This is a genomic window from Aequorivita sp. IT1183, from assembly GCF_058068265.1.
In genome coordinates this window covers 262442-274907 of sequence record NZ_JBYRHS010000004.1, presented here as the reverse complement: position 1 = coordinate 274907, position 12466 = coordinate 262442, and the positions used below count along the sequence as shown (strand labels likewise).

General features: G+C 36.9%; 13 protein-coding genes and 1 tRNA gene. 4 read left to right on the top strand and 10 right to left on the bottom strand.

Features of this window, described 5'->3' with window-relative positions; translation table 11 throughout:
- Nucleotides 1–7: 7 nt before the first annotated feature.
- The gene (locus AC3RVF_RS09620) at nucleotides 8–433 is read left to right on the top strand and encodes a hypothetical protein (protein ID WP_489691434.1); all 426 of its coding nucleotides are present in this window, start codon (nucleotides 8–10) and stop codon (nucleotides 431–433) included.
- Nucleotides 434–565: 132 nt separating this feature from the next.
- On the top strand, nucleotides 566–1306 hold the full coding sequence (gene rlmB, locus AC3RVF_RS09615) for a 23S rRNA (guanosine(2251)-2'-O)-methyltransferase RlmB (protein WP_489691433.1): 741 nt from the start codon (nucleotides 566–568) through the stop codon (nucleotides 1304–1306).
- A gap of 2 nt (nucleotides 1307–1308) precedes the next feature.
- Here the strand turns inward: rlmB and AC3RVF_RS09610 are convergent, their stop codons facing one another.
- Entirely contained in the window at nucleotides 1309–2106 is a 798-nt protein-coding gene (locus tag AC3RVF_RS09610) for a rhomboid family intramembrane serine protease (protein ID WP_489693274.1), read from the bottom strand.
- 90 nt (nucleotides 2107–2196) lie between these two features.
- Between AC3RVF_RS09610 and AC3RVF_RS09605 the strand changes: the two genes are divergently transcribed.
- Nucleotides 2197–3474 (top strand): replication-associated recombination protein A, encoded by a 1278-nt coding sequence (locus tag AC3RVF_RS09605; protein WP_489691431.1) that lies wholly within the window; start codon nucleotides 2197–2199, stop codon nucleotides 3472–3474.
- Here AC3RVF_RS09605 and AC3RVF_RS09600 read toward each other — a convergent pair.
- From AC3RVF_RS09600 to radC, 6 genes are read right to left on the bottom strand one after another with little or no spacing between them, the layout of a single operon-like run.
- A complete protein-coding gene (locus AC3RVF_RS09600) occupies nucleotides 3471–4256 on the bottom strand; it encodes a hypothetical protein (protein ID WP_489691430.1) in 786 nt (261 codons plus the stop codon). The two genes, AC3RVF_RS09605 and AC3RVF_RS09600, sit on opposite strands and share 4 nt — an antisense overlap.
- The gene (locus AC3RVF_RS09595) at nucleotides 4253–5668 is read right to left on the bottom strand and encodes a DUF5723 family protein (RefSeq protein ID WP_489691429.1); all 1416 of its coding nucleotides are present in this window, start codon (nucleotides 5666–5668) and stop codon (nucleotides 4253–4255) included. Before AC3RVF_RS09595 ends, AC3RVF_RS09600 begins: the two co-directional genes overlap by 4 nt.
- A 3-nt stretch (nucleotides 5669–5671) precedes the next feature.
- Entirely contained in the window at nucleotides 5672–6217 is a 546-nt protein-coding gene (locus AC3RVF_RS09590) for a hypothetical protein (RefSeq protein ID WP_489691428.1), read from the bottom strand.
- Between the two features lie 49 nt (nucleotides 6218–6266).
- Nucleotides 6267–6956 carry a YjjG family noncanonical pyrimidine nucleotidase gene (locus AC3RVF_RS09585; protein WP_489691427.1) on the bottom strand — a complete coding sequence of 230 codons (690 nt, stop codon included), beginning with the start codon at nucleotides 6954–6956 and terminating at the stop codon, nucleotides 6267–6269.
- Nucleotides 6946–8241, bottom strand: coding sequence for a DUF7033 domain-containing protein (locus AC3RVF_RS09580; RefSeq protein ID WP_489691426.1), 1296 nt, complete (start codon nucleotides 8239–8241; stop codon nucleotides 6946–6948). The genes AC3RVF_RS09585 and AC3RVF_RS09580 overlap by 11 nt, the downstream gene beginning before the upstream one ends.
- Nucleotides 8242–8247: 6 nt before the next feature.
- Nucleotides 8248–8943 carry a RadC family protein gene (gene radC, locus AC3RVF_RS09575; protein ID WP_489691425.1) on the bottom strand — a complete coding sequence of 232 codons (696 nt, stop codon included), beginning with the start codon at nucleotides 8941–8943 and terminating at the stop codon, nucleotides 8248–8250.
- Between the two features lie 133 nt (nucleotides 8944–9076).
- Here radC and AC3RVF_RS09570 point away from each other — a divergent pair, with 133 nt between their 5' ends.
- The gene (locus AC3RVF_RS09570) at nucleotides 9077–9517 is read left to right on the top strand and encodes a DUF1569 domain-containing protein (RefSeq protein ID WP_489691424.1); all 441 of its coding nucleotides are present in this window, start codon (nucleotides 9077–9079) and stop codon (nucleotides 9515–9517) included.
- 188 nt (nucleotides 9518–9705) lie between these two features.
- On the opposite strand, the gene AC3RVF_RS09565 is transcribed toward AC3RVF_RS09570, so the two are convergent.
- The 3 genes from AC3RVF_RS09565 to ftsZ form a co-directional block, all read right to left on the bottom strand.
- Nucleotides 9706–9779: transfer RNA gene (locus AC3RVF_RS09565), tRNA-Arg, on the bottom strand.
- Nucleotides 9780–9827: 48 nt separating this feature from the next.
- Nucleotides 9828–10277: a GatB/YqeY domain-containing protein gene (locus AC3RVF_RS09560; RefSeq protein WP_489691423.1), complete on the bottom strand. Its 450-nt coding sequence runs from the start codon at nucleotides 10275–10277 to the stop codon at nucleotides 9828–9830.
- A 152-nt stretch (nucleotides 10278–10429) separates the two neighbouring features.
- Nucleotides 10430–12406 (bottom strand): cell division protein FtsZ, encoded by a 1977-nt coding sequence (ftsZ, locus tag AC3RVF_RS09555; protein WP_489691422.1) that lies wholly within the window; start codon nucleotides 12404–12406, stop codon nucleotides 10430–10432.
- Between the last annotated feature and the right edge of the window lie 60 nt (nucleotides 12407–12466).

Sequence of the window (12466 nt, the reverse complement as noted above, 5' to 3'; positions counted from 1 at the left end):
ATCAAAAATGAAAAAAGTAAATATATTATTAGTTATTCTTGCCATAGCAGTTGTCGCAGTATCTTGCGAAACATATGACGATTATAACGCAGAACGCAAGACTACTGTTGGTTTTGTTACCCTAACTAAGAACCTAAGTGTTCCAGAAGGTGGTACAAAAACAGATAGCGTTAAGCTTTTTGTGTCTGATTTATCAAGTTCTGCAAGAACGTTCACTGTAATTACAGTAGCAGTAGATACTTTACCATCAGCAGATGAAAACTTAATTTTTGAAAGTACAGTTACTTTTCCAGCAAATACGCGTGAAGTAAACTTTGGTGTTACTGCAGTAGATGTTTCTATTGACGATACTAGACGTTTCTTCCGCCTTGCAATTCAAGGAGAAGCAGATGTTGTTTCTGGAGGTAGATCTCTAATAGGTGTTAAAAACTAATTTTTAACCACCTTAAATTTATAAAGCACCCCTTGAAAAAGGGGTGCTTTTTTTTACATATACTTTAAAGGGATATAAAATGAATATTCTCTTTACCTTTGCCAAAATCCTTTAAAAAAAACAACAACTGTTATGCAAGATAAAAATAATACCATCTTCGGAATTTACCCTATAAAAGAGGCACTCGCCTCTCAAGTTGTTTTTGATAAGGTTTTTATCCAAAAGGGAATAGAAAGCGATAAAATTGAAGGCCTGATTAAAGATTTGGAAAAGGCCAATGTTACCGTAAATATTGTTCCGTTCGAAAAATTAAATAAACTCACTAGAGGAAACCACCAAGGTATTGTTGCACTTACTTCACCTGTGGCATTTCATTCTTTGGAATCAGTAGTTGAAAAGGCATTAGAGAGCGATAAAGCTCCCCTCTTCTTAGTTTTAGATCAGATAACAGATGTTAGGAACTTCGGAGCGATTTTACGTACCGCTGAATGTACCGGCGTAGATGCAGTGATAATACAAAAATCTGGAGGTGCTCCAGTTTCGGGCGATACCGTAAAAACTTCTGCAGGCGCTATTTTTAAAATTCCAATTTGTAAAGTAGAGCATATTAAAGATGCTATTTTCTACCTACAAGGCTCAGGAATTACAACGGTTGCTGCAACAGAAAGAACTCAAAACGAAATATATTCCGTAGACCTAGTTAGGCCATTAGCAATTATAATGGGTTCTGAAGGTAAAGGTGTATCAAAATCTGTACTTGGTTTAGTAGACGAAAAGGCTTCCCTTCCACTTCTTGGCGAAATTAACTCTTTGAACGTTTCCGTTGCTTGTGGTGCATTTTTATATGAAGTTACTAGACAAAGACGCTTGTAGCATTATTCATTTTTGTCTTTTGCACCTTCCTTAAAACTGTAGACTATTTTAATAGTATTGCCTTCTTGTTCGGCTAATTTCTTTATTGATGGATGTGCATCAGCATGAATGGTTTCAGCAGTTTCCACAGGTTCTTTTGGCAGTTCTATAAAATTACCGTTTTCATCAAACTGTTTTAAAAAAGGATCTTTTTCTGGATTATAATTTTCCTTCTCCCACTCGTACTTCTTTCTTTCAATGGGCTTGGTTTTAAATAAAAACGCAAAGAGGAAACCTACAAAAAATCCAGATAAGTGACCCTCCCAGGATATTTCAGGATTTACAGGAAATACATACCACAACATTCCGCCATAAAGAAATACTACTGCCAAAGCTAAGGCGGTAAGCTGAAACTGTTTCGAAAATATTCCTTTAAAAAACGTGAAAGCTACAAGCATATAAACTACCCCACTAGCGCCAATATGTAATGCAGAACGACCAATTACCCAAGTAGCTAAGCCAGTTAATAACAAACCCAGAATTAGTACTTTCCAACGTATATCTCTATAAAAGTAAAAGAGTGCGGAACTTAAAACGAAAAGCGGTACCGAGTTGTTAAATAGGTGTTTTAAACTCCCGTGAAGAAAAGGACTAAAAATAACACCCCGCAATCCTTCAACGGTACGCGGAAAAACCCCAAAATAATTGAGATTAATATTGAACCTAGTTTCAATCCAAAATACAATCCAAAGTATCATCACAAATAGCAATGGATATCCGATAACGTCTGGGCTGAATTTTAACTGGTTTGAACTCTTCATATTTCACTGATTACAAAAAGCAATCCTAAATCCAAATTTATGATAAATTGTCAGTGAAACCGTTATATTAAAATTGTAATTTTGAAAACTATGAATGCACCCCTCGCAGAACGAATTCGTCCCACAACATTAGACGGTTATTTAAGTCAACAACATTTGGTTGGACCTAAAGGTTCACTCACTTCACAACTAGCTACGGGAATGATTCCCTCCATAATTTTATGGGGTCCTCCGGGAACCGGAAAAACAACGTTGGCAAATATAATCGCCAACGAAAGCGGTAGACCATTCTATACATTAAGTGCTGTAGATAGTGGTGTTGCTGCCGTTCGAGAAGTAATTGAAAAAGCGAAAAAAAGCGATAATTTATTTTCTACTAAAAACCCAATTCTATTTATAGATGAAATACATCGCTTCAGTAAATCGCAACAGGATTCACTTTTAGGAGCTGTTGAAAAAGGATGGATTACCCTAATTGGTGCTACTACAGAAAATCCAAGTTTCGAAGTTATTCCCGCATTATTATCACGCTGTCAGGTTTACGTTTTAGAATCGTTTAGCCGCGAAGATATGGAAGCCTTATTGAAGCGAGCTTTAAAGGAAGACGACGTTCTTTCAAAAAAAAATGTAATCTTAAAGGAAACCGAAGCGCTTATTAGACTTTCTGGTGGCGACGCGCGTAAACTTTTGAATATATTAGAGCTGGTAGTTCTTTCAGAAAAAGATACCAAAGTCACCATTACAAACGAACTGGTAATGCAAAAGGCGCAGAAAAACACTGTGCTTTATGACAAAACGGGCGAGCAGCATTACGATATTGTTTCGGCCTTTATAAAATCCATGCGTGGCAGTGATCCTAATGCAGCTGTATATTGGCTAGCACGAATGATTGAAGGTGGCGAAGACATCAAATTTATTGCGAGAAGAATGGTCATTTTAGCTTCTGAAGATATTGGCATTGCAAACCCAAATGCACTTTTACTTGCCAACAGTACTTTTCAGGCCGTTAATACGATTGGCTATCCAGAAGCGCGGATAATATTAAGCCAGTGTGCCATTTATTTGGCAACTTCGCCTAAAAGCAATGCTTCCTATAAAGCTATTGGCGAAGCCCAGCAAGTAGTTCGACAAACGGGAGACCTATCTGTTCCATTGTCTATTAGAAACGCTCCTACAAAGCTAATGAAGCAATTGGGCTACGGAAAGGAATATGAATATGCCCATAATTACGAAGGCAATTTTATTCCCCACGAATTCTTACCCGATGAAATTAAAGGAACAACATTTTACAGACCTGGAAACAATCCCAAGGAAAATGCTTTGAAAGGGTATTTAAAGCAGCTTTGGAAGGATAAATACAACTTTTAATTCACCGATTGGTAGACAGTTAATGAAGATCCATCTTTTACAGTTAAATTTCCAGCAGCGTCAAAAGTAGCATCTGAAACCTTTCCCGAAGTATCCATAAATTTAACGACAGTCTCCATTACTATTATTTTTCCTTTTAAAAGAAGTCCGTCCTCTGCACTCGTAGTTTCTTCGTATAATGAATAACCTTCAGCAGTTTTTCTAAGCAAGAATGTTTTTCCTGAATTTGAATAGTTCGAAAACTTTTCAGTAGGCATTATATTTTCCGAAGTATTTATAGCTTGAATTCTAACGGGAGTGTTTACTTCAGTAACAACTGTTTGGTGAGTAACAGTATGGGTGTCCTTTAGCAACGCCACATCTTTCTGCTTTACGCGTAAAATATCTATGCTATTAAAAGCTTTCCGCAGCGCATCTTGATACGATTTGTCAAATTCTTTATACTTGCTCTTTCCCTCTTGGCTTCTATATATTTCGACACCATTACAATCCTTCAGTGTAACTTGTAGTTTTGTGCCAAACACAGATTTAAGTTCTTCAACATTGGCATACAATCCGTCACAACGGTTCGTATTTGGTGCCTCTGCTGCCGAATATGCATTAAATCCACTTTTATCGAAATAGAATTCCGCCATTGAATTCAACTTATATTGATCTTTATTTTTTAAGAAATCGAATTGTTGTGGAACAATTACAAAACTATAATCGCTCAGATTCATATTCTGTGCCCCAACATTTATGGTTAAAAGAAAAGCAATTGCAAGTAGTAGAAATCGTGTCATTCTTCGTCAATTATTATGTTAAACCCTAGCTGTAAAGATACGCTTTTTGCCTTTGCCAAATTACCATAACGCAGAAGGTTGTCTGCGGCAACATAAATATTTACTTTACCAATATCTGCTGAAACCCCTAAACCTACATTTGAAAATGAATACGAATCTACCGTATAAGTTGCCTTTGCCGAAAGAAAATCTGTAAACCTTCTAAGGTAAAAAAGCGTTCCCGCCATCTGCGGACCTTTGGGTCTAAATATTGAATAGAACTGTAAACCAACATTCTGTTTATGAAGTTTTCCGCCACCCATATTTAAACAATCACAAGCCCCCGAGCCATTAAATCTTCCAAAGCCATAGCTTATTGAAGCGTTAAATTTCATCGGTCTAAATTGGGTGTACCCAGTGTTTAATGTATCTATATCAACTTCGCGTTCTATATCATCTTCAAGATCGTCATAATATGGAAAGGTGGATTCCCCTTCACTTAAAGGCGGAAAAAGTAAATTTATTCCGTCTAGCGTATACGTTCCATGAGCCCGATACGTTTCCACATCTTTGGTATGAAAAATTGCACCCACATCCAGCGCACTCCCCGAAAGTGTCCATGCTTCGTTAATATCGTAAGTAAACCCAAGGTCTACTCCTACTCCAATATTGCCACCAAATAAAGCACGCCCGAAAATTTCACTAGCTACCTGTGAAGACCCATCTAATTCCCGAAGCGGAACATAACCAGAAGTTTCTACGGTGACATCGGCATTTTGAATAGTGTGTTCGTAAATATTCTCTGAACTGGCATCGCCCAATCTTGTTGTAAAAGTTCCGGAATTGTTTACACTGCGGAAGCTAATCATACTAGAATAAACTTTCAGCCGAGCGCCCACCGTAAGTCTATCACTTATTTGTTTATTCGCACCAAAATGATACACTGTAGTAAGATCGCCAGTCGCGCTTATTTCACCTAAATTAAAAGGATAATCTAAATAGTCTCTATTTCCCTCCCAAGCAAGAATTGCTAAATCTCTGGGGAAATAGGCTATAAAATCTAACTCTTCATAAATTCCACCCGAAAAATATATATCGTTCTTTGCGCGCCATCCAAAATTAATGAGTTCCAATTGTTGGGTAGCAGTGAAGAAATCTGAATTTTTCATTTCGAAAATCTTTTGCAGGATTCTATCGTTAATATCACCATTTCCTTCCTGGAAAATATCATAAACATTAACCCCCGATGAACCACCATTAAAATGAATTTGCGAGAAAAACGGAATCCCGAAGTGTTTTTTCTGGCTTACCTTACTTCCAGGGTTTAGCATCAACGATTGGGGTATATCGTCGAAACCGTAGAGTATTTGCTTATTTTGTGAAATAGCGCAAAAGCCCACGAAGCATAGTATGTAGGGTAAAAAATTTCGCATTGTTTAGTTTTCCAAAAAATAGGTGGTTTTGGACTTTAGATTTAAGGTGCCATTTAGATTTTCGTCAGAAGTATCGATGGTTACCGAAACAACAACTCTATTAGCTTGGGTAAGACGCAGTATATCTTCCCCTTCAATATTTTCAGTAAATTCTGTAATTACAGGAGTTGTAATAGTGCCTTCAGAAACGGCAGTTTGCGCAACGTAGGTAGTATCGTTGGCTTCACTTAAAAATTGAAAATCAACTTGAAAATTTCGAGGTATGGAATTGGTGAATTTAAAATAGAATTCTGCTCGCTTTAGTTTTTCCTGAAGACTATTGTCGTCCAGAAATCTAATTTCGGTGGTATCTCTAACCGTTAGAATTGGGTTAGAATTGATTGTATCAAAAAAACGATCGGCAGACAGATTGAAGTAAATTAGGTTTAATTCCATAACCGGAGTTAACGCAATATCTTCCGTTTGATCAAAATCAGTATCCTTTATGCAGGCCGTAAATAGTAGGCAAACACAGATCGCAAAGATAGTGTGGGGGAATATCTTTTTCATAAATGGGGTTTGTATACCAGTTACTAACGAACTTAATGTAGGATTATTATTACAAGTGCCGTTTAATTTCTGACAGTTCGCTAATCGCAAAATAAGGCGCGATTACAATTTCATTTCTGTAATTAAAAAACAATGTATGCATTCCAGCATTTTTGGCGCCTACAATATCCGCCTCAAAACTATCGCCAATCATTACGCTTTTTTGTGAAATAACGGAAGCCTTTGTGAGTGCAGTTTCGAAAATAACGGGGTGTGGCTTTTTTAACCCAGTTTCCTCAGAAGTGGTTACCGTTCTAAAATACTTTTTAATACCACTATTTTGAAGTTTTAAATGTTGCACTTCCTCAAAACCGTTGGTAATAATATGAAGATTGTATTTTTCTGAAAGATAGTCTAGTATTTCAATAGCGCCCAAAAATAAATAATTGTCCACAGGAAGCTCTTCAATGTAACTATGCGCGAGGGCGTCTATGGTTTCTATTGGAAATTTTATATTGAAAATGTCAAACGTTTCAGTCAATCTGCCTCTTCGTAATTCCTCTTTGGTAACTCGATCTTCACGATATTTTTTCCAATATTCAAAATTTATGGGCTCGTATTCTTTTAAAAAATCGTTGAGCGACAAATCAATTTTATATTTTTCAAAAACGCGCTGAAATGCCAAACCAGAATTTCGGTCAAAATCCCAAAGCGTGTGATCTAAATCGAAAAAAACATCAGTAATTTCACTATTCTGCATATTCCTGTAATTTTTCTGAAAAAATGGAGCGCCAAATCTTATTGCTTTCTTCCGAAGAAAAATCTTTGTTTGAAAAAATCATGGTAAAAGTTCCATTTACATTTTCAACTTCAGCAATCATGGCATTAACAACTTTTTCAATATCTGAAGCATATTTTTTGTGAAACGCAAAGGTCGTCATTGCTGCCGGATGCACCACTAAAGGCGTCTTTATTTCATAATCTAAATCATAAAAAAGAAATGGAGTACAGGTTCCTGCTCGAAAACCAATGGTGTCGCGAAAAACCATCGTAAAATCGCGATTTACTTCCAGTTCAACTAAATGTCGATAGATGTCCGGTAAGTTCACCAAAAACTCCGAATTCATTGAACTGCTAAGAGATCGATTGGTAATTTCTTCCATCCGACGTTTTTCACTTTTTAAAATATCGTAATTACTAAGCGCGTTGAACGAAAAAATGAGCCCCACATCTTTATAATCAGACACGTATTTAATGAGTAATTTAAACTTCTGTCTGTGCGTGTTCATACTTTCATTAAAGGACAATGCATTGCCCAAAAGAAAGAAAATAGTGAGCCTAAAATTACTGCGATTGGCTTTGTTAACAATCCATTTAAACGTGTCTAAAGGATCGCGTTTTAGCCCTAAAATAACCTGTGTACGATCTATTATATTTAGAAATTTTCCCTGAACAAGGCTGTCAAAATAGCCTACAACAGAGCGAAAAATACCTTTTTGTTTGTAAGCATAGGGTTGTGCGGCCTCGATAACGGGATGAATAATAATCTTTTTTTGGGGAAAATCCATTTCTGGAAAAGCCTCTAAAAGTTTACCTTTAAATATGTAAGCCCAAATATCTACAATTGGCTGATGCAGGAATCCCTCTTTAAACGCCAAACTTTCCGAAGCCATAAAACGCCCCGTTTCGTCTTTAACGTGCGGCAAATATTCTTCGTAACGCGTTAACATAAAAAAGCTGGAAGAAAAAATATCGAATGGCAAAGCGCTACTATTAGAAACTGAAAAGAAACCGTAAGTATCTTTCCACTTTTTTACAGTAACCTCGATTGCTTCAAGCCCCTGCTGCTCTAAAAGTCCTTCGCTTTGGAAAAAGAGCTCATTACCGAGTGGTTTTTTACCGTAAGAAATTTTTGGCCCAGTATGCGCAATAAACTCCTCAATTACAGAAGTAAAAAGCACATCAATGCCCAAAATTCGCAGACAGATATGCTTGAAAATATAGGAAATTCGAGGCGTAAGTTTTTGGGTGTAGATTAAAAGCATAGCGGATTACAGCATATTTTCATCGGCAAAGCTAAAGTACGCTTTTTCGGTAATTATAAGGTGGTCCAGCACTTTAATGTCCAAACTATCGCCCGCAGTCTTTAGCTTTTTAGTGAGTTGAATATCTGCATGACTGGGCTTCAATGTACCCGAAGGATGATTGTGCGCCAAAATAACACCCACAGCTCCAAGTTGCAAGGCTTCTTTAAATACTAAACGAACATCGACCACCGTACCCGTTATTCCGCCTTTACTGAGCTGGGCGCTTTTAATGATTTTGTTGGAATTATTTAGGTAAAGAATCCAAAATTCTTCGTGCGGAAGTTCACCAATTATGGGCTGCACATATTCAAAAACTGAATTGCTTGAAGTTATTTTTTTTCGCTCTAAAGCCTCTCCAGCCCTTCTTCTCCTCCCCAACTCCATTGCGGCGGCAATACATATGGCTTTTGCTTCGCCAATTCCTTTAAACTCCATTAATTCGGTAATGGAACACCTTCCTAATTCGCTTAAATTATTGCCTACAGATGCTAAAATTCGTTGGCTCAATGAAACGGCACTTTCATTTCGGCTACCCGAACCAATTAATATTGCAATAAGTTCCGCATCACTCAAGGCTATGCGTCCTTTCAGTAACAATTTTTCGCGTGGACGATCGTCTTCGTTCCAATTTTTTATGGAAAATGATTGGTTTTCTTCCATATTTTTAGGTTTTCATTAAAGATAATAAGGAATGCTTAAACGGCATAAATAATTGAAAACAATCTTCTTAACTAAGAGATTTCAATTATAATTGAATAAATTTATAACTTCTAATCGATATTAAACAACAAAAATGAAATCACTTTTTGAAACCGAAACTCACGCGGAAATAAAGGAAAGATTAAACAATCTAACCGCAGAAAGTCAACGAAGATGGGGAAAGATGGATGTAGCTCAAATGCTTCATCACAGTCAACAAGCTTTAAATGTTTCCCTGGGAAAAGGTAATGTGAAAGAACAGTTTTTCCCTTTGGCATTTCTTTTCAAAAAATCGCTTTATAACAATAAGCCGTGGAGACAAAATTTACCTACTGCAAAGTCTTTCAAAATTTCTGAAACGAAAGATTTTAATAGCGAAAAAATTGAAATTGAAAAATTAGTGGATGAATTTCATACTAAGAAAAACCAAACAAACTGGAATCCGCACCCCATTTTTGGGAAGTTTACCCCTCAGCAATGGGGACAAATGCAGTACAAACATTTGGACCACCATTTGAAGCAGTTTGGAGTATAATATAAATCCAATTTTTAAAATAGAAAAGGGAGAAAAAATATGTTTGAGCAAGCTCACATAACATATAAAATATAATTTATAAAGGGGTTCGCTGCGCGCATCCCTCAAAGCTCCGCTTTGAAAAAGAAAAGGGAGAAAAAATATGTTTGAGCAAGCTCACATATTTTTTCTCCCTTTCTTTTTATTCGTGACCGCGAAGGGATTCAAACCCCCAACCCTCAGAGCCGAAATCTGATGCGCTATTCAGTTGCGCCACGCGGCCAAATTCCTGCGAAAGCAGGAAACTCTTTATATTTTTTCTAATTAATCATTAAGAAAGCCGAGACTTTACTGCAGTTGAAATAGTTTTACCATCAGCCTTTCCTGCAAGTTTTGCGCTTACTAAGCCCATAACCTTTCCCATATCTGCCATTGATGACGCTCCGGTTTCGGCGATGATTTGATCCACTATTTTCACTACTTCTTCTTCGTTTAATTGTTGTGGCAAAAATTGCTCTATAACTGCAGCCTGCAACAATTCTGGTTCTGCCAAATCTTCACGCCCCTGCTCTTTATAAATAGCTGCGCTGTCTTTACGTTGTTTAACTTGCTTTTGAAGTAATTTTATTTCTTCAGCTTCTGATAATTCTGTTTTTGAACCAGTTTCAGTTTGAGCCAAAAGCAATGCAGATTTAACAGATCGCAAAGCTTCTAAAGCTTGCGTGTCTTTTGCTTTCATTGCGGCCTTCATTGCCTCCATAACATTTTCCTGTAAGCTCATTTTTTGTGTTTTTAAATAGAGTGCGAAGATACTTAATAATAGGCAAACGTGAAACAGTAAAAAGTTAGAATTATGTGGCGAAACTAACTTCAAAAAAAGACCCGAATTTATTTATGAAATTCGGGTCTCAACATTAAGTGAATAGATAATTCTTAATCTACATTATCATGTAAAAATGAATTGTTTTTTCGCAATTCAATGTCATCAGCATCGGTGTTTACCGAAGTTCTTGAAATGTTTGGCTCGTTTTTAGTATCGTTCAAGTCAATTCCCATTCTTTTATAAGCCGGTTGTTTTTCAATCTCATCAATTCTTGATGGACTGTTTTTAAACTTATAATTGAATTCCTTCATTTTTCTTTTTCGCTCTTCAGCCCGGTCACTCAATATTTTTGAAATTGGCGAGTTCATTGGGTCCTCATCATCGCGAACATCATTTTCCTTTTCATTAGGCTCAGAAATGGTTCTTTTTTCGAAAACAATTTCTTCATCTACGATTTCCTCCTGTGTTAGCTTTTTAGGCTTAGCACTATTTAAATGGTTCTCAACTTCTTGGTAATCGTCCAAGCTGTAGCGTTTAATGCCGTTTCCCGATACTTCTGTAATAGGAACAACTTCTACATGGTCTTTTACCTCAATCTCTCCCAAATTGTAGAAAATGGCATCCTCCTTTTTTTCCTTCTCTGCACTCTTATGCGAATTAGAATTTATGGGAAGATCGAACATTAATATTTGTTCATCATTTTCTTGGGAAGGCGCTTCAGCTTTATTAAATGCCTGCTCTTCTTTTCTTTTTGATGCTTCAACAATTACAAATTCGTTGACGTTTATTTTATTTACTTCAACTTGGTTGAATTGATCTATATTCTTAGTTTCAACTTCATCATAAGAAACGTTTATGTTCTTCAATAATTCTGAAGTTTTAATATAGCCTTTAAAAGGAGGTGTTTCTTCTATTTCCGCGTCATCAAAGAGCGTGTGCTTCAACACCGTAGTTTCTGCTTTGGGCTGTGTATTTACAGGTTTTTCTGGCAATCTTACAGGACTAGCAGTTGCTTTTGGCGTAAGGTTTTGCTCGGCTCTTTGCTCATCTTCCAGCGTATGGATTATTTTTTTTGTTTCAGTATTTACAATTTCATTTTGCTGTTCAATATTGAAACCCGTAGCAATTACAGTAATAGAAATAGAACCTTCTAAGTTTTCTTCGTCACCTACACCCATAATAATGTTTGCACTGTGGCCAGCTTCATTCTGAATGTGATCACTTATTTCACCAATTTCATCAATTGTAATTTCGTCAGTTCCAGAAACGATAAGCAGCAATACGTTTTTGGCACCTTTAATTTTATTGTCGTTCAACAATGGAGAATCCAATGCTCTACCGATTGCTTCTTTAGCTCTATTGGCACCAGAGGCAGTAGCGCTTCCCATAATTGCAGTTCCACTATTGGCAAGTACTGTTTTCGCATCGCGAAGGTCAATGTTTTGCGTGTAGTGATGCGTTATAACTTCGGCTATCCCACGAGCAGCGGTGGCCAAAACTTCATCAGCTTTTGAGAAGCCCGCTTTGAAACCGAGGTTTCCGTAAACTTCACGTAATTTATTGTTATTGATAACAACCAAAGAATCTACATTTTGACGTAGTTTTTCAACTCCAATCTGTGCTTGGTCGTTTCTAGTTTTTCCTTCAAACTGAAATGGAATGGTTACAATCCCAACAGTGAGAATGTCCATATCCTTCGCCATTTTTGCAATTATAGGCGCAGCACCAGTACCCGTACCACCACCCATACCAGCGGTAATGAAAATCATTTTGGTATTTGTGGTAAGCATACTGCGAATTTCTTCCATGCTTTCAACAGCAGATTGCTCGCCAACTTGAGGATTTGCACCGGCACCTAAACCTTCCGTTAGGGAAACTCCCAACTGGATTTTATTTGGAACTGGACTATTTTCTAAAGCCTGTGAATCTGTATTACAAATCACGAAATCTACTCCCTTTATGCCCTGGCTAAACATATGGTTAATTGCATTACTTCCTCCACCGCCAACGCCAATAACCTTAATCACATTGGATTGGTTTTTGGGCAGGTCGAATGAAAAATCTTCAAGTTCTGTGTTGCTGCTCATAGTTTTATTTTTAATTGCAATTTTTTTTATTTTTTCTTAGCTGTGTACTGTTACTGAACA

What these genes read in the sequence shown, in the direction of transcription:
- AC3RVF_RS09620 (WP_489691434.1), top strand. Translation starts at nt 8, where the DNA reads ATGAAAAAAGTAAATATATTATTAGTTATTCTTGCCATAGCAGTTGTC.
- rlmB (WP_489691433.1), top strand. Translation starts at nt 566, where the DNA reads ATGCAAGATAAAAATAATACCATCTTCGGAATTTACCCTATAAAAGAG.
- AC3RVF_RS09610 (WP_489693274.1), bottom strand. Translation starts at nt 2,106, where the DNA reads ATGAAGAGTTCAAACCAGTTAAAATTCAGCCCAGACGTTATCGGATAT.
- AC3RVF_RS09605 (WP_489691431.1), top strand. Translation starts at nt 2,197, where the DNA reads ATGAATGCACCCCTCGCAGAACGAATTCGTCCCACAACATTAGACGGT.
- AC3RVF_RS09600 (WP_489691430.1), bottom strand. Translation starts at nt 4,256, where the DNA reads ATGACACGATTTCTACTACTTGCAATTGCTTTTCTTTTAACCATAAAT.
- AC3RVF_RS09595 (WP_489691429.1), bottom strand. Translation starts at nt 5,668, where the DNA reads ATGCGAAATTTTTTACCCTACATACTATGCTTCGTGGGCTTTTGCGCT.
- AC3RVF_RS09590 (WP_489691428.1), bottom strand. Translation starts at nt 6,217, where the DNA reads ATGAAAAAGATATTCCCCCACACTATCTTTGCGATCTGTGTTTGCCTA.
- AC3RVF_RS09585 (WP_489691427.1), bottom strand. Translation starts at nt 6,956, where the DNA reads ATGCAGAATAGTGAAATTACTGATGTTTTTTTCGATTTAGATCACACG.
- AC3RVF_RS09580 (WP_489691426.1), bottom strand. Translation starts at nt 8,241, where the DNA reads ATGCTTTTAATCTACACCCAAAAACTTACGCCTCGAATTTCCTATATT.
- radC (WP_489691425.1), bottom strand. Translation starts at nt 8,943, where the DNA reads ATGGAAGAAAACCAATCATTTTCCATAAAAAATTGGAACGAAGACGAT.
- AC3RVF_RS09570 (WP_489691424.1), top strand. Translation starts at nt 9,077, where the DNA reads ATGAAATCACTTTTTGAAACCGAAACTCACGCGGAAATAAAGGAAAGA.
- AC3RVF_RS09560 (WP_489691423.1), bottom strand. Translation starts at nt 10,277, where the DNA reads ATGAGCTTACAGGAAAATGTTATGGAGGCAATGAAGGCCGCAATGAAA.
- ftsZ (WP_489691422.1), bottom strand. Translation starts at nt 12,406, where the DNA reads ATGAGCAGCAACACAGAACTTGAAGATTTTTCATTCGACCTGCCCAAA.